Raw genomic sequence first — 23,904 nt, 5'->3', positions numbered from 1 at the left:
CCCACGGTTACCAAGGTCGAGAACAGCGGAGCTGCAGCTGTTCTCGACCTTTTTGCCTGCCCAGGGATCGCAGAAGTTCCTTTTGACTTGTGCGACGTCTTTTTGATCTTTAAGTGGGGGAAGCACGCGGCAGCGGAGAGGACGAAGCAATTCCGGAAAAGCGGAGCGGTCGCCTTTGGCCCGAAGGGTCAACAGCGATTGTAGGAATGCTTCGTTCTCGGAGCGTCTTCGGAGCATCTCAGAACGCAAACAGGAAGCACCAGGTCAAATGGCCCTTTCTGCGATTCCCCTTTTTGAACTCGTACATGCATGTATAGTACAATAAACTCTATGCATGCAGACGAGGAGGAAGAAAGATAGATGTTATGGCATGAGTTTACAATTCATACTACGGAGGAAGCGGTGGAGATGATCTCCAACTTCCTGCACGAAGCCGGGGCGGGCGGTGTATCCATCGAAGAGTCCGGAACCTTGAACAAGGAGCGGGATACACCCTACGGTCAATGGTATGAACGGCCCTTGAACGACATCCCCGAAGGCCGGGCGGTTATCAAGGGATATTTTAACGAGGAGACGGACCTCAATGAAATCCAGCGTGAGCTTGAGCCACGGATCGAGCAATTGAGAACATTCGACATTGATCCTGGGGACTACAGCTTTGAGCAGCGCACGGTCGACGAGGATGACTGGGCCGACGCCTGGAAGCAGTATTTCAAACCGCAGCGTGTATCGGAACGTCTGACCATCAAGCCGACCTGGGAGGATTACGAGCCGGTGAGCGCAGCGGAGCAGATCATTGAGCTTGATCCGGGCATGGCGTTCGGGACAGGAACACATCCGACCACTTCCTTGTGTCTGCGAACACTTGAATCGGTCATCAAAGGCGGCGAGGAGGTTATTGATGTCGGTACGGGCTCGGGCATTCTGGCCATTGGCGCCGTCAAGCTGGGCGCGAAGCATGTGCTTGCACTGGACCTCGATCCGGTGGCGGTATCCAGTGCGCAGGCCAATACGAGCCTGAACGGGCTGGAGCAGCAAATTACGGTAAAGGAAAGCGATCTGTTGTCCCTGCTGGACGGAAATGGCCCTTCCCTCGGTGTGAAGCTGCCCGTTAAAATTGTAGTAGCCAATATTCTGGCCGAAATCATTCTGTTGTTCATTGAGGATGTGTATAATGCACTGGAGCCAGGCGGCATTTATATCGCATCAGGCATTTGGAAGAACAAGGAGCAGGTTGTGGAGGAAGCGCTGACGGCTGCAGGCTTTACCATTCAGGACAAACACCGGGATGAAGACTGGATCGCGTTTGTGGCGAGGAAGGGTTGACGATGGACTTTCTGAACAGTTTTTTCCGCTTTCGCCTTGAGGAACTGCCGTTCGTTCTGCTGACACTGATGATCGCGTTTACCGTGCATGAATTTGCGCACGCCTATTTTGCCAATAAATTCGGCGATCCTACGGCCAAGCTGCTCGGACGGGTGACGCTGAACCCGGCTGTTCACCTGGATGTGCTCGGCACACTGCTGCTCATCATTGCAGGCTTCGGCTGGGCAAAGCCTGTGCCGGTCAACCGCGACAATTTCAGCCGCCCCCGTCTAATGGGTGTTATCGTTTCCGCCGCAGGTCCGATAAGTAATCTGCTGCTTGCTTTTCTGTCGACCATCATTTATTTTGCGATTGTACATTGGGGCATGTCCGGGCTGGATTCCAACCCGCGCGTATTTGATGCGGTTCGCATCTTTTTCAACTACATGATTTCCCTGAACTTGCTTTTATTTCTGTTCAATCTTATCCCGCTTCCTCCTCTGGACGGATACAGAATTTTGGAGGACATCGCTCCGACACCATTACGGCGCAAGCTGCAGCAGTTCGAGCAGTGGTCCATTTTTATATTCCTGCTGATCCTTGTGCTGCCGCCGGTGCAGGCAGTGACCATCACACCGCTGTATGGGCTGGTAAATTCCATTGCACAAGGGTTCGCGAGCTTTGCGATGATGATTTTTTAAAGATTCCATAAAGTTATAAGTTTCTTGGTATAAGCTTGCTGGAATCTCGAGAAAAACTGTCCATGACGACTTAGATCGTCACCACCAAGCATGAAAATAAGGTACTTTTATTTTCGTATAAACTACTGTTAAACGCAGTCTACCTTCTGTGAGTCACGTCGATTAGATGTTTGTCTTATGATCTGGAGCCGATAGGCTCCTTTTTTGATACAGCGCGCCTAGCCAAGCTAGGCACATCCCAGGCTTTTGTACGAAAAAACGTACAAACAAGAGCTTGACGGGCCTCCACCCAGGCTTTTGTACGAAAAAACGTACAAACAAGAGCTTGACGGGCCTCCACCCAGGTTTTTGTACGAAAAAACGTACAAACGAGAGACTGAGCGGGCCTCCACCCAGGTTTTTGTGCGAAAAAACGTACAAACGAGAGCTTGAGCGGGCCTCCACCCAGACTTTTGTACGAAAAAACGTACAAACGAGAACCCGAGCGAATCCTCGCTTCTTTAAATGTACGCTGATAGACGTTTTTCATATTGGCCTTGATCAGATTTGTGGCATGATAAGGTATGGTCTTTCATCCGTAAAAGATGTAAGATATAATTTTGGATACGAGTTTTGGATACGTGTTACAAGAAAGCAAAGCAATTCAGGGAGGAACCGGAGCGATGCAGCGCTATTTTATTCCGCCTGAGCAGTTTCAGGAGACAAGCGTCATCATTACAGGCGAAGACGCCCGCCATATCGGCAAGGTGATGCGCGGACGTCCCGGCGACAAGGTCATCGTCAGCGACGGCCTAACGCGCGAAGCGCTCGCGGAAATTGAACACATAGAACAAGACCGCGTTACCGCGGCGATTATTGAGATGCTTGAAATGACTTCAGAGCCGCGCGTTAAGGTAACCATTGCCCAGAGTCTGCCCAAGGGCGACAAGATGGAAACGGTGATCCAGAAATGTACGGAGATCGGGGCACATGCTTTTGTTCCTTTCCTGTCCGATCGTACGGTGGTACAGTATGATGCCAAAAAGGAAGGCAAAAGGCTCGACCGCTGGCGCAAAATCGCCAAGGAGGCCGCCGAGCAAAGCCACCGCAACCGCATCCCCGATATCGCTGCTCCTCTTTCCTGGAAAGAGCTGCTGGCGTCTTTTGCGGGGTATGATCTGGTATGCTATTGTTATGAAAAAGAGCATGGACGCCAGCTGCGCGACGTGGTCGCTCCTTTTATGGAACAGAGCAGACAGCATGGGGAACAGCCCCGGATACTGCTTGTTGTTGGACCGGAAGGAGGCTTTACCGGGGAGGAGAGTCTGGCTGCCGAGAATGCGGGAGCCCGATCCACCGGTCTGGGACGGCGCATTTTGCGCGCCGAGACGGCGGGCATGGCGGCGTTGGCATGTATACTATATGAATCAGGAGAAATGGGAGGGAATTGACATGCCGTCCGTGGCATTTTATACGCTTGGCTGTAAAGTCAACTTTTATGATACAGAAGCGATCTGGCAGCATTTCAAAAAAGAGGGCTACGAGCAGGTTGACTTTGAAGAGCAGACAGCCGATGTTTACTTGATTAATACCTGCACCGTAACGAATACGGGAGACAAGAAAAGCCGCCAAATTATCCGGCGGGCGATCCGCCGCAATCCGGATGCAGTGATCGCCGTAACCGGCTGTTATGCGCAGACCTCACCTGCTGAGATTATGGACATCCCCGGCGTGGATCTGGTCATCGGCACACAGGACCGTGATAAAATTTTGCCATATGTACAACAGATTCAGGAATCCCGCCAACCGATCAACGCGGTGCGCAACATTATGAAAACACGCGTGTTCGAAGAGATGGACGTTCCCGATTTTGCGGACCGTACCCGCGCTTTTCTGAAAATTCAGGACGGCTGCAACAATTTCTGCACCTTCTGCATTATTCCATGGTCGCGCGGACTGTCCCGCAGCCGTGATTCACAGAGCATTATTAAGCAGGCGCGGCAACTCGTGCAAGCAGGTTATAAGGAAATTGTGCTGACAGGTATTCATACCGGCGGCTACGGCGACGATATGGAGAATTACGACTTGTCCGATCTGCTGTGGGATCTTGAAAAGGTGGACGGGCTGGAGCGCATTCGCATCAGTTCCATCGAAGCGAGCCAGATTGACGAGAAAATGCTGGATGTGCTGAACCGTTCCGACAAGCTTGTGCGCCATTTTCACATTCCGCTGCAGGCCGGGGACGATACCGTGCTGAAACGGATGCGCCGCAAATATACAACCGAAGAGTTTTATAACAAAATGCTGATGATCCGCAAGGCGATGCCGGATGTGGCGATTACGACGGATGTCATCGTCGGCTTTCCAGGCGAAACGGACGAAATGTTCCGCAACGGCAATGAGCTGATGAAGAAAATCGGTTTCTCGGAAATGCATGTCTTCCCCTATTCCAAACGCAGCGGCACACCTGCGGCCCGGATGGAAGATCAGGTGGACGAGGAAGTGAAAAATGCGCGTGTGCACGAACTGATCGACCTTTCCGAGCAGATGCAGCTTGCCTATGCGCAGAAGTTCGTAGGCCAGGTGCTTGAAGTGATTCCGGAGGGACAGCCTAAGGGCTCCGAAGGAAAAGGACTGCTGCAGGGCTACAGCGACAACTATATCCAGATGGTGTTCGAAGGCTCCAAGGATATGATCGGCAAGGTTGTCCGCGTCAAAATGACCGCAGCGGGCGTCAACGAAAGCAAAGGCCAGCTCGTCCGTGTCATGGAAGCAGGTCTGTCGGCCGCGCTGTAAGAATCGGTCATCAGGCACAGTGGGTTACAGAAGGGACTGCAAGGATTTCGTCTTTCCGTCTTCCGGAGGATGAAATCCTTGTTCTACAAAGAGAAAGGGGAACTAGAGATGGCCGCCAGAAAAGAGATATCCGCAGGAGGCGTTGTATACCGCCGCCACGAGGACGGAGCACTTGAAATCCAGCTCATCACAGACCGATACGGCAAAATATCGCTGGCCAAAGGCAAGATGGAGCCGGGTGAGACGGTCGAGCAAACCGCGCTGCGCGAGATTTTGGAGGAAACCGGAATTACGGGCCGCATTGCCGATAAAGTCGATATCATTGCTTATACCTACCAGCATGCGGAATACGGCGAAGTGGACAAAGAGGTCCATTATTATCTGGTTGAAGCCGTGGACGGTACATTGAAGGCCCAGGAGGAAGAAATCAAGGGCGTTGAGTGGTACGAGCCGCAGGCTGCCTGGCGCAGACAGAGGGAGGGCGGCTACGACAACAATGACGCCATTCTGCGCAAGGGGCTTGCCCTGCTCAACATCAGCGTGCAGTAGGCGGCACAGTCGGCAGGGAGCCCATTCGCTCCCAGAACGGCAAATAGCATAAAGGCAGCACGGCAAGGGAGCAGATCACATTGAACAAGGTTTGAGCATGGGCGATCTGTGCTCCCGCGCCGGAGGACATCCAGGCGGCCGCCTGGGCCAACTGGTCGATAAAAGGCATGAACAGGAGCGCGCCGATAATGTTGAGCCCGGTGTGTGACCAGGCTACAAAGTGACCTGCACGACTGCCGCCAAGGGCGGCGATCAGAGCGGTGACACAGGTGCCGACATTGGAGCCGATCACGATGCCGATGCCGACCTCCACCGGTAGTGCACCTGCCGCCGCCAGGCTGATGGCGGTGCCGATGACGGCGGCGCTGCTGTGGATGAGGGCCGTCAGGCAGGCACCAGCGGTGAAGGCCCACCACATGCTGTCCCCGGAGCGTTCAAGGAACCAGCGGAACATGCCGGCATCGCTGACCCAGGGGCCGATGGCCTGCATGACTTGGATACCACCGAGCAGCAGAGCGAAGCCGGCGCAGGCAAGGCTGGCATATTGAAAGGCCAGCAGCTTGCGCGGCGGTCCAGAGCGGTAAGGAGTTTCCCGCTCCACGACGATGACGGACACGGCCCAGGCCAGCAGCGAAATTATAAGCAGGGGCATAGCCCATCGACCAAGCTGCAGGCCGAGCAGCTCGGTCGTGACGACTGTGCCGATGTTCGTGCCCAGGATAATGCCGAGCGTGCGTCCGTACGTGAGCAGTCCGGCGTTGACAAGTCCGATGGTCAACACGGTGACGGCCGTGCTGCTTTGCAGCAGGGCGGTAAGGCCTGAGCTGAAGAGAAGCCCTTTCAAGGGAGAAGCTGTGGTACGATTCAGCCATTTGGACAGCAGCGGCCCGCCCAATTGCCGGAGCGCGGCTTCCATCAGCTTCATGCCCCCAAGGAAAACGAGCAGACCGCCTGACAGAGGAAGTATAATATGAAAGAACACGGAGAAATCTCCTTTCCGATCCAATTCGTTGTTCTCATTGAAAAAACCGCTATATCACGTATATGCGGCAGTGTGGACAACCATGACAGGTTAAATGAGTGAACATACCGGAAAGCGGCACAGGCGCCGCTTTCTGCAAATAGAGGAGTGTAATGCAGTGGCATCAGTTATATTGGAGCGCGGCCGCAGGAAAAGGCTGGAACAGGGGCATCCCTGGATTTTCAAAAATGAAATTGCATCCGTGGAAGGCGAGCCGTCTCCTGGAGAAGTGGTGGCGGTGCTGAATCACCAGGGCCGCTTCCTGGCGTCCGGTTATTATAATCCCGCTTCACAAATTACCGTACGGGTGGTGTCCTATCAGCCGCTGGAACGGATGGACAAGGCGTTTTTCGCGGACCGGTTCCGCGAATGCCTGAAGAACCGCCAGCGCTTTATTCCAGAGGGGGATGCTTACAGGCTGGTGTACGGGGAGGCGGATTTTCTGCCAGGTCTAATCGTGGACCGTTTTAAGGATGTGCTGGTGGTGCAGCTGCTTACGCTTGGCATGGATCAATGCCGGGAGGAAATCACCGCGGCGTTGGTCGAGGTGTTCGGGCCTGCCGGGATCTATGAACGCAGCGATGTGTCCATACGTGAGCTTGAAGGGCTGGAGCAGCGCACAGGCCCGCTTTACGGTGAATGCCCGCGCCATGTAACCGTGACGGAGAACGGGCTGCTCATCAAGGTGGATATCGTGGAGGGGCAGAAAACAGGCTATTTCTTCGACCAGCGCGAAAACCGGGCTTCCATCGCTCCGCTCATGAAGGGATGGGGGGCAAGAAGCGGCATTACGCTGCAGATGGCCGAGGCCGACGGACAACAGATGCAAAGACCTGTCAATAAAAGCGGCAAAGTCGTTGAATTCCCGTACTGGGACGGAGCGACAGTGCTGGAATGCTTCTCTCATACGGGAAGCTTCACCTTGAATGCCTGCAAATTCGGAGCCAAAAAGGTCACCTGCCTCGATATTTCAGAGCATGCTATTGAGAGTGCGCGGGAAAATGTGCGGTTGAACGGCTTTGAGGACCGGGTCGAATTTGTAGTCGAAGACGCATTCAAGTACCTGCGGGAGCAGGTTAGGGGGACGGAGGAGCGTCACTTACGCGCGGAGGCGGGGCAGAAGAAGGTCGATACCTCCAAGCCGATTGTAGGCGGAGGCCGGACCTTTGACGTTGTTATTCTGGACCCGCCGGCGTTTGCGAAAACGAAAAGCGCCGTCAAGGGTGCGAGCAGAGGATATAAGGACATCAATTTACACGGCATGAAGCTTGTCAATGAAGGCGGTTTTCTCGTCACTGCAAGCTGCTCCTACCATATGCGCCCGGACCTTTTTCTGGATACGATTCAGGAAGCGGCGGCGGACGCCGGCAAGATTCTCCGTCTTGTAGAATGGCGTGCGGCAGGCAAAGACCATCCGCAAATTCTGGGGGTAGAGGAAGGCCATTACTTGAAATTTGCCATCTTTGAGGTGCGGAGCCGCGCCCGGATGTAGTCATCAAGCACCCTTTGAAAGGCAGGCTGCCGTCTGCTAACTCAAGGGGTTTTTGCAAATAGAGTTGGAGGGTGAATGCTGATGTCACTCCGTTTTTTGATCGGCCGCTCGGGCAGCGGCAAAACGACACGGATTCGCGAGGAAATCATTGGAGAGCTAAAGGAGCAGTCGCAGGGCAAGCCGCTTATTCTGCTTGTCCCGGAACAGGCAACCTTCCATACGGAGCATGATCTGCTGTCGTCACGTGAGATCAAGGGAAGCGTGCGCGCCCAGGTGTTGGGCTTCCGCCGGCTCGCCTACAGAGTCATGCAGGAGACAGGAGGCATGGCGCGAACCCCCGTGACGGAAGAAGGCAAAAAAATGCTGCTTTATAAAATCGTGCGCCGCAGGAAGGACGAGCTGCAGGTGTTCCGTGATTCGGGCGACCAGCTCGGATTTGTTGACCGTCTGAACGCCTTGTTTACTGAATTTAAAAGGTACGGGGAGAATCCTGCTTCCCTGCCGGAGCAGCTGGGGCGGATACAGGGAGAGTCAGGTTCACCGATCCTGGGCAGCAAGATTCAGGATATTTTGACCCTCTACCGGGACTTCGAGCAGGAGCTGGCCCCCCTGTATCTGGATGGCGAGGATACGATGATGCGTCTGGCCGCACAGATTCCGCACTCTTCCTGGCTGGACGGTGCCAACGTCTGGCTGGACGGTTATCGTGGATTTACGCCGCAGGAATATAAAGTGATCGAGCAACTGCTGCTATCTTCCGTTTCCCTGACGGTGTCCCTGACGCTGGACCGGGCATATGCGCCTGACCATATGCCGCATGAGCTGGATCTGTTTCATCCGACGGCGTCGGTATATGTGAAGCTGCAGGGCATGGCCCGGGAGCGGGGCATAGACGTCTGTGTTGAAGCGCTGCAGCCTCAGACTTTGCCGCGCTTCGCCTCCAGTCCCGAACTGGCTCATCTGGAGGCCGGATTTGACCGGCGCACAGTCTGGGCATCCCCTGAGCCCCCGGCCGGCATCGAGCTGTATGCCGCAGCCGACCGCCGCGCCGAGCTGGAAGGGGCAGTCCGCGAAATGAGGCGGCTGGCGCGCGAGGAAGGGGTACGCTACCGCGACATGGCCGTGTTCGTCCGCAATCCTGCTGATTATGAGCATCTGCTGGAGCCTCTTTTTGCAAAATATGAGGTTCCGCTCTTCATTGACCAGAAACGCGATATTTTGCATCATCCACTGGTTGAATTTGTACGTGCTTCTCTCGATATCGTACGCAGACGCTGGCGCTATGAGGACGTGTTCAGGGCGGTAAAGACCGATCTGCTGCTCCCGTCGGACGGGAGTGTGACCCGCGACTTTATGGACGAGCTGGAGAATTATGTGCTGGCCTGCGGTATTCAGGGCAGCCGTTGGACGGACGGTACTCCCTGGCAGGCCGTGCCAAACCTGTCGCTTGAAATGGATGAAACCGAGCGGGTTAAGGCCCGCGATGAAACGCTGGAACGGATGGAGCGGTGCCGGGCTGCTGTAGTTGTGCCGTTGCACGCTTTCGAGAAAAGGATGTCCAGGGCCAAGACTGCCAGAGAGCAATGCGAGGCGGTGTACCGCCTGCTGGAGGACGCGGATATAGGCAGCAAGCTCGATCGGATGATTGGTTATGCGCAAGAGCAGGGTGAACCGGAGCGTGCGCGGGAGCACAGTCAGATCTGGGACGCCGTGCTGGAGCTTCTGGATCAGATCCATGAGATGGTGGGCGAGGAGAAGCTGCCGTTCGAGCTGTACGCAGGCATGCTGGAAACAGGACTGGCCGAATACCGTTTGGCCCTTATCCCGCCCGCGCTGGATCAGGTGCTGGCAGGAAGCCCTGACCGTACCCGGGTCAGCGGCATTCAGTATGCTTTTCTGCTAGGCGTGAACGAAGGTGTCATGCCCGCCGTGCCGCAGGAGGAAGGTGTGCTCAGCGAGGAGGAGCGAAGCAGGTTATCCGAGCAGGGAATCGCGCTTGCTCCGGATGTGACGCGCAGGCTGCTGGATGAGCGTTTTCTCGCCTATACGGCGATGACCACAGCGGGACGCAAGCTGTGGGTCAGCTACCCGGTCGCCGATGAAGAGGGCAGGACACTGTTGCCGTCGGAATACATCAGATATTTGCGTCTGATGTTCAGGGGACTGAAGGAAAAGCCGTTGCTGAACCAGCCGCTGCCGGGAGCGGACTGGACGGCTCAGGCGGAATATGCACAGCATACGTCTGAGGCGCTGTCCCAGTTGATCGTGCAGCTGCGGCAGTGGTTGCGCGGCGCGGACATAGCTGAACCGTGGTGGGAGGTCTACAACTGGTATGCAGGCGGCAGCGGAGAGAACCGCGTGAAGCTAGAAATCCTGCTGTCCTCCCTGTTCTATGAAAACCGGGCTCAGCCGCTGCGGCAGGAGACGAGCCGGGTTCTGTACGGCAAGCGGTTGCGGACCAGCGTATCGCGGATGGAGCGTTTTGTGGCCTGTCCATTTTCGCATTTCGCATCCCACGGGCTGAAGCTGAAGGAACGGCAGGTCTATAAGCTGAAGGCGCCGGACATCGGTCAGCTGTTTCACGCGGCCCTGGGGAATATGGCGGCTCGCCTGAAAGCGGACAACCGCAGTTGGGGCAGTCTCAGTTCGGAGGAATGCCGGCGTGAAGCGGAGGCGACGGTTGACCAGCTGGCCCCGCGGCTGCAGGGCAAAATTTTGCTGAGCTCGAAGCGTTATGGTTATATTTTCCGCAAACTGAAGGATGTCGTCAGCCGGGCCTCCCTCATTCTGGGCGAGCATGCCCGCAGGGGAAGTTTTGAACCGCTCGGCCTCGAGCTGGATTTCGGTCCGGGCAAGGAGCTGCCTCCGCTGACGTTTGAGCTGGAGAACGGCGTGGTGATGGAAGTGATCGGTCGTATTGACCGGGTCGATGTGGCGGAAGGTGAAGAGGGCTTGCTGCTGCGGGTCATTGACTATAAATCAAGCCATAAAGATCTAAAGCTGCACGAGGTCTATTATGGTCTTGCCCTGCAGATGCTGACTTATCTGGACGTGTTGTTGGAAGGAGCGGAGGAATGGCTGGGTGAACCCGCCTACCCGGCAGGTACCCTGTATTTCCACGTTCATAATCCGCTGCTGCAGTCCGCCAACGGCATGAGCGCCGGACAGGCCGGGCAGGAGCTGCTGAAACGCTTCAAGATGAAGGGCCTGCTGCTGGCCGACCGTGACGTCATCGCCAAAATGGATGCAGAGCTGGACAAAGGCCATTCGGCCATTTTGCCCGTGGCGGTCAAGGCGGATGGCGGCTTTTACAGCAGCGCGGCGGTGGCAAGTCCGGAGCAGTGGAAATCGCTGCTGTCCGCCGTGCGCAGCAATATCCGGGATATTGGAACACGGATGACGGAAGGCGAGGTTGATATCGTTCCATATCGTATTCAGCAGGAGACCGCCTGCGATTTTTGCTCCTACAGATCTGTATGCCAGTTCGACGACAGCCTGGAAGGGAGCAGGTATAAGCATTTGGCGAAGCCGGGAAAAGAACAGCTGTGGGACATGCTGAACAACAATCATGAAGGAGGGAGGACGGAGTGATGCACATACCAAAGCCGGAAGGCAGCTTTTGGAGCGACGAGCAGTGGCAGGCCATCGTGCAGTCCGGTGAAGACATGCTGGTGGCTGCCGCGGCAGGCTCAGGCAAAACTGCGGTGCTGGTCGAACGGATTATCCGCAAAATCGCCGATCCCGAACTTGGCTTCAGTGTAGACCGGCTGCTGGTGGCAACCTTCACGAAGGCCGCCGCCTCCGAAATGCGCCACAGAATCCGTGAGGCGCTGGAACGCGCGCTGGAGGACAATCCAGGAAGCGATCATCTGCTGCGTCAGCTGTCGCTGCTCGGAAGGGCGTCCATCACGACGCTTCATTCGTTCTGCATGGAGGTCATCCGGCGCCACTATCAGTCCATTCCGCTCGATCCTGGCTTCCGGATCATGAATGAGCATGAAACAGAACTGATGCGGCAGGAGCTGCTGGAAGAGCTGTTCGAGGAGAAGTACGGCGCACACCCTGATGGCAGCGTATTCCGCATGATGGTGGACTGGTTCAGCGGAGAGCGGACCGATGATGCAGTGTATGGGCTGGTGCAGCGGCTGTATGATTTCTCCCAGAGCCACCCCTGGCCGGAGCATTGGCTGCGGGAGACGGCGGCCGCCTTCCGTGTAGGCAGCATGGCCGATCTGGGGGCGACTTCCTGGGCTTCCAGCATTACTACCGATGCGCGGCTTGAGCTGCGCGGTGTGCACAGTCTGCTGGAGCAGGCACACGGTCTGGCTATGCAGCCGGAAGGGCCTGCGCCTTATGCGCTCACACTTGCGGAGGAAATGCAAATGGTAGAGGAGCTTCAGCAGGCGCTTGAGCTTGAGCCTTGGGAACGGTTGTATGAACGGTTTCAAACCGCAGCCTTCGGCAAACTGAAGCCTGTCAAAAAGGATCAGACCGATCCGGAGCTGCAGGAACGCGTCAAATCGCTGCGGGACCGGGCCAAAAAAGCTCTGACCGACCTGAAATCATCCCTTTTCGGACGGCCGCCGGAGCAGTTTCTGGCCGAACTGAACGAGGCTGCCCCGCTGATGGAGGAGCTTGCGGAAACCGTCATTGCGTTCGGGGAGAGGTTCCGCAGGGAAAAGCAGGGAAAGGGTCTCGTCGATTTCGGGGATCTGGAGCATTATTGCCTGCACATATTGCGGCATCCGGATTCAACGCCGGAAGAGCTGTGGCCTTCGGATGCGGCACTGGAGTATCAGGCCCGGTTCGACGAGGTGCTGCTGGATGAATACCAGGACACGAACACTGTCCAGGAGGATATCGTACGCCTGCTGGCACGCCCACAGCCCGGGAACCGCTTTATGGTGGGGGACGTCAAGCAGAGTATTTACCGTTTCAGACTGGCCGAGCCTGGCTTGTTCCTGAATAAATACCGCCGTTTTGGCGAGCAGGCCGAGCCTGGACTGCTGATTGATCTGGCTCGCAATTTTCGCAGCCGCCGCGAGGTGGTGGATGCGGTCAATCTGCTGTTCCGCCAGATCATGAGCGCCGATGTGGCCGAGATTGATTACGATGAGCGGGCCGAGCTGGTGCACGGAGCAGACTTTCCGGAGACTTCTGCAGACAGTGTCAGCCCTTATCAGCCGGAGCTGATTCTGATTGATAAAGGAGCAACGGGTTCATCTGTTCAGACGGATGAAATTGATGAGGAGACAGCCACCCCGGAAGAAGAGCTGGCCGAACTGGAAACGGCGCAGCTGGAGGCACGGCTGATCGCGAGCCGCATCAGGGAAATTGTCGGAGATACCGGAACGGCTTTGCAAGTGTATGACAAGGGGCTCAAAACGATGCGGCCTGCCGGCTACGGCGATATCGTCATTCTGCTGCGCTCGGCGGCGGTATGGGCTCCGCTGCTGGTGGAGGAGCTGCGGCTGGCCGGCATTCCGGCAGCAGGGGAACAGACGAAGGGTTTCTTCAAGGCGACCGAGGTCGAGGTCATGCTGTCCCTGCTGCATGTTATCGATAACCCGCGACAGGACATCCCGCTTGCATCCGTACTTCGTTCGCCCATTGTCGGCCTGACAGAGGACGAGCTGGCGCGGATCAGGGTGAAGCGCCCTAACGGCTCATTTTATGACGCAGTTATGGCGGCTGCGGACCGAAATGCCAAAGCGATGGCGGCGGCCACCGTGGAAGCGGCTGCGGCCGGAGAAGGCAGGCATGAGGCAGCGGAGAGCCACGGGGTGGCTGAATCTGTGACGGAGGCGGCACAGGAACAGGGGATCGACCCTGGCGAAACAAGAATGCCAGTGCTTCTGCAGCGCTTTCTGAACCGGCTTGAAGTCTGGAGACAGGAAGCGGTTCAGGGCAGTCTCAGCGGCCTGATCTGGCGGGTATATGAAGATACCGGCTATCTGGACTGGAACGGGGGTCTGCCTGGAGGCGTGCAACGCCAGAACAACCTGAAGGCACTGTATGATCGTGCGCTTCAATATGAAAAGACGACTGCAAACCGGGGACTGTTCCGTTTCCTGACGTTCATCTCCAGGCTGCGCGAAAACGGCCGGGATTTGGGGCCATCCGGTGTCACGACGGAGCCTGAACAAGCTGTGCGCATCATGACCATTCATAAAAGCAAGGGGCTGGAGTTTCCGGTCGTCTTCATCGCCGGAGCGGCCAAAATGTTCAACAGGCAGGACCTGAACATGCCCTTCCTCATGCATAAAGAGCTTGGCTTTGGCCCCAGATTCGTTGATAGCGGCAACAGGGTTAGCTATCCAACCCTGCCGAATCTGGCCATCCGCAGACGCTCGCAGCTTGAATTGCTCGCAGAGGAAATGCGCGTACTGTACGTTGCCCTCACCCGTCCGCGCGAGAAGATGATCATCACGGCTACCGTGCGGAATGCTGCTGCGCAGGCGGCTTCCTGGGCCGGCATCAAGGACCGCCCGGAGGAGGTGCTGCCTGATTATCTGCTTGCTGCGGGCAGGAGCTATCTCGACTGGATCGGCCCGGCGCTGCTGCGTCATCCGTCGGCCACCGTTCTTCGTGAGGCGGCGGGCCTGCCAGAGGAGGAGTATCAGCCTCTGAATGCGAGTGATGGACATTGGATCGTATCCTTGCACTCCAAGGCTGCGGCGGCTGCGGAAACGGAGCCGGGCCCAGGCCAGGAAGCAGAGCTTATGCCGGACAGAAACCAGCGCATTGAAGCGCTCAGACAGGCGGAGCCGATACAGACTGGGGCGGCGAATCAGGCCGGGGAGCTGGCAAAGGCCCTATCCTGGACCTATCCGCATGCGCTTGCGGGCAGGACGGCCGCCAATACATCGGCAACGGAGCTGAAGCAGAGTTCGACTGGCGAGGAACATCCGGCGGCGGAGTGGATGAATATCCTGAGCGCGGTAAGCGGAGAAACGTCCATAGCGCAGCCTGCATTCGAAAGATTGCGGCTGCGCCGTCCGAAATTTATGGAGGACAAGGGGCTAAGTCCGAGCGAGCGGGGTACGGTGTACCATACGCTGATGCTCCATCTGCCCCTTAAGGGCAGTGCCGATGCCGCTGTCATCGAGCAAACGAAGGAGCATCTTGTTCAATCTGAAATCTTGCTGCGCCAGCATGCCGACATGATTGATACAGGCGAGATTGAACGCTTCTTTGCTACCGGGCTCGGGCAGCGGCTGCTCCGGTCTCCCGCCGTGCAGCGGGAGCTGCCGTTCAGCTACGGTCTTCCTGCCTCGCAGCTCGCAAGCAGGAAGGCGCTGGACATCCGGCAGGCGGGGATCGTCATGGACAATGACATGTTTCCGGCAGAACTGGAGGAAGATACGGTGCTGGTCAAGGGAATTGTCGATTGTCTATTCGAAGACGAAAAGGGTCTTGTGCTGCTGGATTACAAAACAGACCGGATCTCTGAGTACCGGAATACGGCAGCCCTGGCCGAGACATACCGTTTTCAACTGGAGCTGTACTCGCGGGTGATGGAGGATATTCTTGGCCGGAAGATCGGGGAAAGATGGCTTTATTTCTTTGATTCGGGGGAAAGCGTTCAGGTGTAGAAAAACTTTTAGGAGGAAGAGAGATGAGGATTCTTCATACGGGCGACTGGCATCTGGGCAGGACGCTTGAAGGCCGCAGCAGGTTGAAGGAACAGGAAGCCTTTCTAGAGGAGCTCGTGCGCATGGCGGAGGATCAGCAGGCGGATCTGATTCTGATGGCAGGCGACGTCTATGATACGGTCAATCCGCCTGCGGCGGCGGAGCAGCTGTTTTATGAGGCCGCTGCACGGCTGGCGGAAGGAGGCAGGCAGTTCGTTGCGATTGCAGGCAACCACGACCAGCCGGAACGGGTGTCTTCTGTCACCCCTCTCGTTCGCCAGCAAGGCATCAGGCTGCTGGGGCTGCCTAGTCCGGAGGCGGTGCGTATCACCGCGCCAAGAACAGGGGAAACGGCGATGATCGCCGCTCTTCCCTACCCCTCGGAGGCGCGTCTTAACGAACTGCTCAGCGAGGACGGGGACGAAAGCGTGCTGCGCGAGGCGTACAGCCGCCGTGTGGCCAGGCTGATGACACAGCTGGCCGCTTCCTTTCGTCCGGATACGGTCAATCTGGCGATGAGCCATATCTATGTGCTCGGGGGACTGGAAACCGACTCCGAGCGGCCCATTCAGGTAGGGGGAGCCTACACGGTCGATCCGTCGGCGCTTGTTGTCGGGGCTCAATATACCGCCCTGGGACATCTGCACCGACCCCAGTATGTGAAAGGGGAAGGGATTCTGCGCTACAGCGGTTCGCCGCTGGCCTACAGCTTCTCCGAAGCGGGACAGGCCAAGTCCGTGACGCTCGTTGAAGCGTTGCCCGGGCAGCCTGCACGCATTGAGGAACTGCATCTCAGCAGCGGACGCCCGCTGGTGCGCTGGCGTGCGAGAGGTGGGCTCGAGGAGGTGTACCGCTGGTTGGATGATGGGCTGGATGCGGATGCGTTCATAGACCTGGAAATTTCGCTGACCGAGGCTATGTCGATCGGAGAAATTCAGCGGCTGCGCAAAAGCCGTGACGGGATTGTACATATCAGGCCAGTGTATCCTGAAATGGCCGCCGCCGAATTGGAGCAGCAGCGCTCCGAAATACCGCTGCACGAGCTGTTCCGCTCCTTTTACCAGCGCCAGACCGGCGGGGCCGAGCCGGACGACGGGCTTGTGCAGCTGTTCCTGGAGCTTGTGGAGGAAGACGGGGAGATTGGCGGAACGGAGGAGCATGTGTCATGAAACCGATATTGCTGAAGGTAGCGGGGCTGCAAAGCTACAGGGAGCAGCAGGAAATCCGCTTCGAGGAGTTGACTGAAACGGGGCTGTTCGGCATTTTCGGGCCGACCGGGAGTGGGAAATCGACGCTGCTGGACGCCATTACGCTGGCGCTTTACGGCAAGGTCGAGCGTGCTGCTGGCGGTACGCAGGGAATTATGAATCATGCGGAGGACACGTTGTCCGTCGCTTTCACGTTTGAACTGATGTCGGCGCAAGGTCCCAAACGGTACCGCGTGGAACGCAGATTCAAGCGGACTTCGGGCGTGTCGGTCAGCAATTCGCTCAGCCGCTTTGTGGTAATTACGGATGAAGGCGAGCAAGTGATGGCGGACAAGCTGGCTGAGGTGACGCGCTGTGTCGAGGACGTCATCGGCCTGAAAATGGATGATTTCACGAGGGCCGTGGTGCTGCCTCAGGGGAAATTCGCCGAATTTCTTTCCCTGAAGGGAAGCGAGCGAAGGCAAATGCTGCAGCGGCTGTTCCATCTGGAGAAGTATGGCGACCAACTGGCACAGAAGCTGAGCCGGAGAGTCAAGGACACAGATTCGGCTTTGAAATCGCTGGAGGCGGAGCAGCAGGGGTTGGGAGATGCCAGTGCAGACGCGCTGAAAGAGGCGGAACTGCGCTTGCGGCTGACAGTGGAATATGCGCAGTCCTCTCGCACTCAGCTTGAAGCGGTATCGCGTGAGGCGGAAGCCATGTCGAGAATCCGCGACCTCGAAATGGAGCGGCAGGGCAGAACGGAGGAGCTGCGGCAGCTGGCGGTACGTGAGAGTGAAATGGCTGCGCTGGAGCAGAAGCTGAAGCAGGCCGCCGCTGCCTGGGCTCTGCAGCCGGTGCTGGAGGATTGGAAGCAAGCCTCCACAGAAGCGACAGCGCGCGAATCTGCGGCAGCCACCGCTGCCGGACTGGCCCGCGAGGCGGACGAGAAGGCGGAGCAGGCCGTACTGGCGGACGAGCAGGCAGGCCGGGAGCTGACCGCCGAGGAGCCGCGCTTGCTGCTGCGGATCGACCAGCTTGAACAGGCGCTGGAGCTGCAAAAGGAGACGGATGCGCTTCAGATAGCGCGTGATCAGCTTGCCGCCCTTCTTGCCGGGGCCGAGACGGACTGCAAGCGTCATGTGCAGGAGTTGCATAAGGAGCGGGAGCTGCACAGCCGCGGGCTGAACCGGCAGAAAGAGCTGCAGGAGCAGCTCAAACAGTCCGAGGTGAAGACCGAAGAGAGGCGCCTGCTGCAGGAAGCGATGCAGCGGCTGCAGCAGCTGAAGGCGGCGGCGGAGCAACTGCGGGAAGCCGAAGAAGAAACTGCCGCCCAGGAGCTGCGCATGCGCGGCGCGGCGGAGGAGCTGTCGCGGACGGACACGGAAGCCCGGCAGACGGAAGCTGCCCGTGCCGGTGTGTATCAGGCGGCGATGCAGCAGGCTGGCGAGCTGGTGCGCCTGGAGGCGGACTGCGCCCGTGAGCTGATGGCACTTGCTGCTGCGGAGGAGACGCTGCGCAGCGATATCCGCGCCGGCGAGCTGCGCCGGCTGGCACAGAATCTGGCAGCGGAGCTGCATGACGGCGAGCCCTGCCCGGTCTGCGGCTCGCTGCATCATCCGGCGCCGGTGGCAGCGGCCGCGGACGGCGGCGACCACATCGCCGCCGATGGCTTGCAGCGGCTGCGCGCCAGCCTGCAGGAGCTGCGGCTGGAGCTGCGCCAGCAGCTGCATGAGCGGCGCGGCCTCGTGGCGCAGCTGCAGCCTGTCGGCGGCGAAGCCGCCCTGCCGCAGGCCGAGAGCGCCGCGGGCGCGGAGGCGGCCGTGCAGGAGCCGCTGGCCGCTCCGCACGCGCCGCACGACCTCGCGGCCTGGGCCGCCCGCTGCGGCGCGCTCGAACGCGCGGCGGCGAAGCTGGCCGCGGCCGCCGGGCCGCTGCGCGAGCAAGCCTCCGCCCTGCGGGAGGCGGAGGCCGGGCTGCAGCAGCGGCGCATCCGTACGGCGGCGGAGCACGAAGCCGCCGCCACAGCGCTTGCGCAGGCGCAGCGCAAGCGCACAAGCACCGCTGCGCGCACGCAGGAGCTGCGCAGCGGCTGGGAGCGCGAGCTGCCCGGCGTGGAGCCGGACAGCGCGGAGGAGCGGTATCGCGCCATGCAGGAGCGCGATATGCAGGCCGACGAGATTCGGTCCAAGCTGGAGACAAGCGTGACCTTCCTGGAGGAGAAGGCACGCAGTGTACAGCTCATCGAGCAAGCCGTCGTTGAGGCGGACAAGCTCATTATCGCGCGCCAGGCCGAGCTGGAGGGCAAGGACGTGCTTCTGCGCGAGAAGACGGATCGCCTGCACGCCTGGATCGGCGGAGGCAGCGCACTGCAGCTGCTGAGCGAAGCGAGAAGCAGGCTGTCGCAGCTGAAGTCGCAGGCCGACGCCTGCAGCCGTCTGCGCAAGGAAGCCGAGGAGCACAAGCATGAAACCGCCAAAGCGGCCGTCATGGCTCTTCAGGCTGCGGATTCCGCAGCGGAGCGCAAGACTGTCGCCGCAGCGCGCTGGCACTCCCAGCTTGACACCTCGCCGTTTGCCGATGAAGCTGCGGTGCTGGAGAGCAGCATCCCGCCCGAGCAGGCGGCCCGGCTGGAAGCGGAAGTGAACAGCCACCGCGAACGGGAGAAGGAGGTTGCGGCTCATTTGCGCCACCTGGAGGAGCGGCTTGCGGGAACAAGCTGGTCTGTTGAGGAGTGGAACGACTGCCTGACCCGGCTGCGGGAAAGCCGTGAGCAGGATGAGGAGGCGCTCAGGAACAAGGCCAAGGCGGAGCGGGACTTGGAGGATTTACAGCAGCGCCATGTCCGTTGGATGGAGCTTGAGCAGCGGCGCGGGCATCTGCAGCATGAAGCGGAGAAGCTGTCCAAGCTGCAGTCCAGTCTGCGGGGCAACGCTTTTGTCGAGTATGTTGCGGAGGAGCAGCTCATTCAGGTTAGCCAGGCGGCTTCACGCAGGCTGCGCTTCCTGACGAAGCAGCGCTATGCCCTCGAAGTGGACTCCGGCGGCGGCTTTATCATCAGCGACGATGCCAATGGAGGCATCAAGCGGCCAGTATCCACCTTGTCCGGCGGCGAAACCTTCCTCACCTCCTTATCGCTGGCCCTGGCCCTGTCTGCACAGATTCAGCTGCGCGGCCAATTTCCGCTCCAGTTCTTTTTTCTGGATGAAGGTTTCGGCACGCTGGATCCCGAGCTGCTGGATACGGTCATTACCTCCTTGGAAAAGCTTCATCATGATCAGCTGTCGGTCGGTGTCATCAGCCATGTACCGGAGCTGCGGGCAAGATTGCCGCGCAAGCTGATCATACTGCCGGCCGAGCAGGCGGGAGGCGGCTCACGGGTCGTGCTCGAAACGCTGTGACGGGAGAGATGATTTGCAGCGGAGCAGGTGATCGATATCACAGAGACAGTTTCATAGCGCTGTTATAATACAGCCAAGCCGACATATTATTGATCGTCATCCCTGCTGCGGCAGCGGGGCCGGGAGTCATGCCCCGCGCCGCTGCCGCGTGCGGAGCTCGGGCAGAGCGACGCGGGGATGGCCTTTTTTTGTCTTCCGAAAGGCTGCAGAGGATAGTGGCAAAACGCCCAGATCTGAATAGGATATTGCAGAGTGGGATGTGAACTTTCCTGCAAGCTTAAGGAGGTACGGAAGATGGAAAATATCGCTGTGAACGAAAAGGAAAAGAGTGAAACAAAGGAGATCTGTATGAAGCATAAGCACCGCTATGTGTGCGTATGGGTGAAGGACGGATCGATGTATGACGGAATAGTGGAGAATGTGGACGACGAAAATATTTATATGGCGGTTCCGATCGGTGGAGCGAATAACAATATGCCGAATACTGCTAATGCGCCGTATCAATCCAACATGCCGTATCAAGCCAATGCGCCGTATCAATCCAACATGCCATATCAAGCCAATGCGCCGTATCAATCCAACATGCCGTATCAAGCTGATATGCCTGCGAATGTTCAACCGGAGGCCAATCAGCCTTACGATGACTGCGGATGCGGGGGGATGCGTACTCGCGCCTTTGGTTATCCTTTCGCGGGCTACCCCGGCGCGTTTCCGGGATACGGATACGGCTATGGCTATCCTGCGTATCCTTTCTACGGCAGACGCCGTTTCAACAGGCTTATCCTGCCGCTTGCCGCATTGACGGCCATCGGCCTGCTTCCTTATTATTGAGCTTTTCCCTTATTAGCAGCCCGTACCCCGGCAAGGGGCGGGCCTGCTGTCATTTTGTCCTTTTTTTCGGTATGATTGAGTTCATAGTGGCCCATTCAAAAAGGAGGAATTACATAATGGATTGTCTGTTTTGCAAAATTGTGGGAGGCTCCATACCGTCAAACAAGTTGCTGGAGACGGAGGATATGCTCGTATTTCATGATATTCAGCCTGCGGCGCCGGTTCATGTGCTGATTATTCCGAAAAAGCATATCGCATCCATGAACGATGTGACGGAAGAGGATCTTCCACTGATCGCTGAAATCCATCGTATTGCGCAAGAAGCGGCGCAGCAGCTCGGCGTGTCCGAGTCGGGCTACCGTCTTATCAATAACTGCGGCCCGGACAGCGGTCAGGCGGTTCACCACCTGCATTATCATCTGCTTGGCGGCGCCAAACTGGGCGCTTTGACAGGGATTTCTGATTCCCACGCAGCAGGATAAGCCCCTTTTCTTTTCACAGGTTGACACCTGCTTTGGCTTTCACCTATAATGAAAGTTGATGAACCGTGTTATTGCTCTTGGACGGTCTGGTCGGAGGGAGGGAAAACTGGTGTCTGAAACTAAAGTTCGCAAAAACGAGACAATTGATGCTGCACTTCGTCGCTTTAAGCGTTCCATCGCTAAGGATGGCGTATTGGCTGAGGTGAAGAAACGCAAGCATTATGAAAAGCCAAGCGTAAAGCGCAAGAAAAAGTCCGAGGCTGCTCGTAAGAGAAAGTTCTAGGAGGATCTGAGCTATCATGAATTTGAGCGAACGATTGAACGAAGATATGAAGCAGGCGATGAAGAGTAAGGACAAGTTCAAACTCTCTACTATTCGAATGGTTCGTTCTACGATAAAAAACCTTGAAATAGAGTTGAAACGGGATTTGGATGACAACGAATTGCTTGATATTCTGAGTCGTGAGATCAAACAACGCAAGGATGCCCTCCAGGAATTTGAAAAAGCAGGCCGCGATGAACTTGCGGAAAGCAACAAAGCGGAAATTGAGCTTCTCAGTCAGTACCTTCCCGTACAGCTTACCGAAGAAGAAATTAAAGTTATTGTACAGCAGACCATCCAGGAAACCGGTGCTTCTTCGAAAGCCGATATGGGAAAAGTGATGGCGGCCCTGATGCCCAAGGTAAAGGGCCGTGCGGACGGAAAACTCGTGAACCAAGCGGTTCAGCAATTTCTGCAATAAAAAAAGAGCGGACACTCTCTGTTTAACAGGGAGTGTTTTTTCTTTTTGTTCAGACTTTTAGTCCCTGCTACTGTCAGGTTTTGAAACCTGTGTAAGGTTTATGACGTATGTAAATTATTGACGGCCTGCTGTCTTTTCAGGATAAACGGCCAATATGCAAGTTGAATTCTGGTAAAATGTACATAATATCCGGAAGGGGGGAGATCGATGGATGTAAAAAAAACGGCGCCAGGCTTGAAAGCCATGCTTGCTTTCCTGCTGTTTGCCCTGGTCCTGCTGCCTGCGGGGGGAATTCGGACGATGGCGGCAGCCACAGGGGAAGGAATCGGGCCCGTATTCGTGATTCCGGTGGACCAGGAAATTGAGCGGGGGCTGCAGAATATTCTGGAACGGGGCTTCAAAGAAGCCAAGCAATCGAAGGCTGGCCTGATTATTCTGGAAATCAACACACCAGGGGGACGGGTGGATACGGCGGAGAGAATCGGAGAGCTGATTAAAAGCAGCGGCATTCCTACAGTAGCTTACATAAACGGAAATGCTGCGTCTGCAGGAGCGTATATTGCATTGAATGCCGACAAAATTGCCATGGCGCCAGGCAGTATGATCGGAGCGGCGGCGCTCGTGGACAGATTGGGCACGCCGGTGGAGGATCCGAAAAGCGTGGCTGCCTGGAAAAGCATTATGGCTTCAGCCGCCCAGGCAGGCGGAAGAAATACCTCCATTGCCGAGGGTATGGTGGATGTCAATTTGCAAGTGAACATGCCGGAAATCGGCAAGGCCAAGGAAAAAGGCCAGATTATTTCGCTTACCAGCGAGGAGGCCCTTAAAACGGGGTATGCCGACCGTATTGCTTCTTCTCCGGAAGAGGTCGCGGACTGGATGGGATTCGCCAATCATGACATGTTCCGGGTCGACAAATCGCCGGCCGAACAGTTTGCCGGATTTTTAACTCACCCTTGGGTGCAGGTGCTGCTGCTGTTTGTCGGCATTGCAGGTATTGTCATTGAATTGATTGTACCGGGCTTCGGTGTGCCGGGCATTCTGGGAATACTGGCATTTGGACTGTATTTCTTCGGAAATTATGTGGCAGGCTTTGCCGGATACGAGACATGGGTGCTGTTTGTTATCGGGCTGGTGCTGCTTGCGCTGGAGCTGTTTGTACCGAGCTTTGGCATTCTCGGGCTGCTCGGCTCAGCAAGCCTTGTTGCAGGGGTAGTCCGGGCCGCTTATGATACGACGCATGCGCTGCTATCGCTTGGTATTGCTTTTGCTGCTGCCGCCATCGTGATCGCGATTGTCGCCGTTGCGTTCAAGGACCGCGGCATTTGGAACAAGTTTATTTTGAACGAGAGTCTGACGGAAGACAAAGGTTATTCTTCGGTGACGAACAAGGAGCGGCTGCTGGGCATGCAGGGCACCAGCCTCACACCGCTTCGTCCGGCCGGCACAGCGCTGATTGAAGGCGAAAGGATTGATGTTGTAACAGAGGGCGGATTTATAGAGAGCAACAAGCCTGTCAGTGTAATCAGAGTTGAAGGCGGACGTGTTGTAGTGAAAGAGCTTACTTAAAGAGGTAGTTCAAAAAGTCATCTTTTGATCACGAAGGAAGTCAGGAAGCGGACTCGGCATCGAATCTTGAATTCAGCCGGGCCTTCCGGTGCTCACGTACCCCTAGTACGCTCCGCTCCTCAGTCCCTTGCTTCATCCAACCTTCTCGGTGCTGAAAACCTGACTTTTTATACGAAAATGGCTATTTGCTGAAAATGGCGCAAAAAGGCCACCT

At 57.0% G+C, this 23,904-nt stretch carries 16 protein-coding genes; 15 read left to right on the top strand and 1 reads right to left on the bottom strand.

Translation table 11 applies throughout. The annotated features are described in order from the left end of the window. The first annotated feature begins 360 nt into the window (after positions 1 to 360). The 5 genes from prmA to ACE5LO_RS20360 all read left to right on the top strand — a co-directional run bounded on the left by prmA (position 361) and on the right by ACE5LO_RS20360 (position 5,330). Positions 361 to 1,326 carry a 50S ribosomal protein L11 methyltransferase gene (gene prmA / locus ACE5LO_RS20380; RefSeq protein ID WP_375521829.1) on the top strand — a complete coding sequence of 322 codons (966 nt, stop codon included), beginning with the start codon at positions 361 to 363 and terminating at the stop codon, positions 1,324 to 1,326. A gap of 2 nt (positions 1,327 to 1,328) precedes the next feature. Further along, positions 1,329 to 2,006, top strand: coding sequence for a site-2 protease family protein (locus tag ACE5LO_RS20375; protein ID WP_375521828.1), 678 nt, complete (start codon positions 1,329 to 1,331; stop codon positions 2,004 to 2,006). A 662-nt stretch (positions 2,007 to 2,668) separates the two neighbouring features. Further along, positions 2,669 to 3,436, top strand: coding sequence for a 16S rRNA (uracil(1498)-N(3))-methyltransferase (locus ACE5LO_RS20370; protein WP_375521827.1), 768 nt, complete (start codon positions 2,669 to 2,671; stop codon positions 3,434 to 3,436). 1 nt (position 3,437) lies between these two features. After that, on the top strand, positions 3,438 to 4,781 hold the full coding sequence (gene mtaB, locus ACE5LO_RS20365; RefSeq protein WP_375521826.1) for a tRNA (N(6)-L-threonylcarbamoyladenosine(37)-C(2))-methylthiotransferase MtaB: 1,344 nt from the start codon (positions 3,438 to 3,440) through the stop codon (positions 4,779 to 4,781). A 108-nt stretch (positions 4,782 to 4,889) separates the two neighbouring features. Continuing rightward, a complete protein-coding gene (locus ACE5LO_RS20360) occupies positions 4,890 to 5,330 on the top strand; it encodes an NUDIX hydrolase (protein ID WP_375521878.1) in 441 nt (146 codons plus the stop codon). Here the strand turns inward: ACE5LO_RS20360 and ACE5LO_RS20355 are convergent. Then, positions 5,317 to 6,312, bottom strand: a complete 996-nt coding sequence (locus tag ACE5LO_RS20355) for a Na/Pi cotransporter family protein (protein ID WP_375521825.1) — start codon at positions 6,310 to 6,312, stop codon at positions 5,317 to 5,319. The two genes, ACE5LO_RS20360 and ACE5LO_RS20355, sit on opposite strands and share 14 nt — an antisense overlap. A 157-nt stretch (positions 6,313 to 6,469) precedes the next feature. On the opposite strand from ACE5LO_RS20355, the gene ACE5LO_RS20350 reads away from it, so the two are divergent. From ACE5LO_RS20350 to ACE5LO_RS20305, 10 genes are all read left to right on the top strand, one after another. Then, positions 6,470 to 7,843: a class I SAM-dependent rRNA methyltransferase gene (locus ACE5LO_RS20350; RefSeq protein ID WP_375521824.1), complete on the top strand. Its 1,374-nt coding sequence runs from the start codon at positions 6,470 to 6,472 to the stop codon at positions 7,841 to 7,843. Positions 7,844 to 7,924: 81 nt separating this feature from the next. After that, positions 7,925 to 11,434, top strand: coding sequence for a helicase-exonuclease AddAB subunit AddB (addB, locus tag ACE5LO_RS20345; RefSeq protein ID WP_375521823.1), 3,510 nt, complete (start codon positions 7,925 to 7,927; stop codon positions 11,432 to 11,434). Then, on the top strand, positions 11,434 to 15,438 hold the full coding sequence (gene addA / locus ACE5LO_RS20340) for a helicase-exonuclease AddAB subunit AddA (protein WP_375521877.1): 4,005 nt from the start codon (positions 11,434 to 11,436) through the stop codon (positions 15,436 to 15,438). The genes addB and addA overlap by 1 nt, the downstream gene beginning before the upstream one ends. A gap of 23 nt (positions 15,439 to 15,461) precedes the next feature. Next, a complete protein-coding gene (locus ACE5LO_RS20335) occupies positions 15,462 to 16,646 on the top strand; it encodes an exonuclease SbcCD subunit D (RefSeq protein ID WP_375521822.1) in 1,185 nt (394 codons plus the stop codon). Continuing rightward, entirely contained in the window at positions 16,643 to 20,065 is a 3,423-nt protein-coding gene (locus ACE5LO_RS20330) for an AAA family ATPase (protein WP_375521821.1), read from the top strand. The genes ACE5LO_RS20335 and ACE5LO_RS20330 overlap by 4 nt, the downstream gene beginning before the upstream one ends. Before the next feature lie 294 nt (positions 20,066 to 20,359). Next, a complete protein-coding gene (locus ACE5LO_RS20325) occupies positions 20,360 to 20,896 on the top strand; it encodes a hypothetical protein (RefSeq protein ID WP_375521820.1) in 537 nt (178 codons plus the stop codon). 116 nt (positions 20,897 to 21,012) lie between these two features. Then, complete coding sequence (locus ACE5LO_RS20320; protein ID WP_375521819.1) at positions 21,013 to 21,378, top strand: histidine triad nucleotide-binding protein; 366 nt, start codon at positions 21,013 to 21,015, stop codon at positions 21,376 to 21,378. Positions 21,379 to 21,487: 109 nt separating this feature from the next. Next, positions 21,488 to 21,661: a 30S ribosomal protein S21 gene (gene rpsU, locus ACE5LO_RS20315; RefSeq protein WP_005547957.1), complete on the top strand. Its 174-nt coding sequence runs from the start codon at positions 21,488 to 21,490 to the stop codon at positions 21,659 to 21,661. 16 nt (positions 21,662 to 21,677) lie between these two features. Beyond that, positions 21,678 to 22,121, top strand: a complete 444-nt coding sequence (locus tag ACE5LO_RS20310) for a GatB/YqeY domain-containing protein (protein WP_375521818.1) — start codon at positions 21,678 to 21,680, stop codon at positions 22,119 to 22,121. 207 nt (positions 22,122 to 22,328) lie between these two features. Continuing rightward, the gene (locus tag ACE5LO_RS20305) at positions 22,329 to 23,690 is read left to right on the top strand and encodes an NfeD family protein (RefSeq protein ID WP_375521817.1); all 1,362 of its coding nucleotides are present in this window, start codon (positions 22,329 to 22,331) and stop codon (positions 23,688 to 23,690) included. Positions 23,691 to 23,904: the final 214 nt, after the last annotated feature.

Origin of the sequence: Paenibacillus medicaginis, from assembly GCF_042138635.1 — a bacterium.
Classification (GTDB): Bacteria; Bacillota; Bacilli; order Paenibacillales; family Paenibacillaceae; genus Paenibacillus; species Paenibacillus medicaginis.
This window is presented reverse-complemented; position numbering and strand designations above follow the sequence as displayed.

Excerpts from the sequence above, each read along its gene's own strand:
- prmA (WP_375521829.1), top strand. The coding sequence starts at position 361 with ATGTTATGGCATGAGTTTACAATTCATACTACGGAGGAAGCGGTGGAG.
- ACE5LO_RS20375 (WP_375521828.1), top strand. The coding sequence starts at position 1,329 with ATGGACTTTCTGAACAGTTTTTTCCGCTTTCGCCTTGAGGAACTGCCG.
- ACE5LO_RS20370 (WP_375521827.1), top strand. The coding sequence starts at position 2,669 with ATGCAGCGCTATTTTATTCCGCCTGAGCAGTTTCAGGAGACAAGCGTC.
- mtaB (WP_375521826.1), top strand. The coding sequence starts at position 3,438 with ATGCCGTCCGTGGCATTTTATACGCTTGGCTGTAAAGTCAACTTTTAT.
- ACE5LO_RS20360 (WP_375521878.1), top strand. The coding sequence starts at position 4,890 with ATGGCCGCCAGAAAAGAGATATCCGCAGGAGGCGTTGTATACCGCCGC.
- addB (WP_375521823.1), top strand. The coding sequence starts at position 7,925 with ATGTCACTCCGTTTTTTGATCGGCCGCTCGGGCAGCGGCAAAACGACA.
- addA (WP_375521877.1), top strand. The coding sequence starts at position 11,434 with ATGCACATACCAAAGCCGGAAGGCAGCTTTTGGAGCGACGAGCAGTGG.
- ACE5LO_RS20335 (WP_375521822.1), top strand. The coding sequence starts at position 15,462 with ATGAGGATTCTTCATACGGGCGACTGGCATCTGGGCAGGACGCTTGAA.
- ACE5LO_RS20330 (WP_375521821.1), top strand. The coding sequence starts at position 16,643 with ATGAAACCGATATTGCTGAAGGTAGCGGGGCTGCAAAGCTACAGGGAG.
- ACE5LO_RS20325 (WP_375521820.1), top strand. The coding sequence starts at position 20,360 with ATGGAAAATATCGCTGTGAACGAAAAGGAAAAGAGTGAAACAAAGGAG.
- ACE5LO_RS20320 (WP_375521819.1), top strand. The coding sequence starts at position 21,013 with ATGGATTGTCTGTTTTGCAAAATTGTGGGAGGCTCCATACCGTCAAAC.
- ACE5LO_RS20310 (WP_375521818.1), top strand. The coding sequence starts at position 21,678 with ATGAATTTGAGCGAACGATTGAACGAAGATATGAAGCAGGCGATGAAG.
- ACE5LO_RS20305 (WP_375521817.1), top strand. The coding sequence starts at position 22,329 with ATGGATGTAAAAAAAACGGCGCCAGGCTTGAAAGCCATGCTTGCTTTC.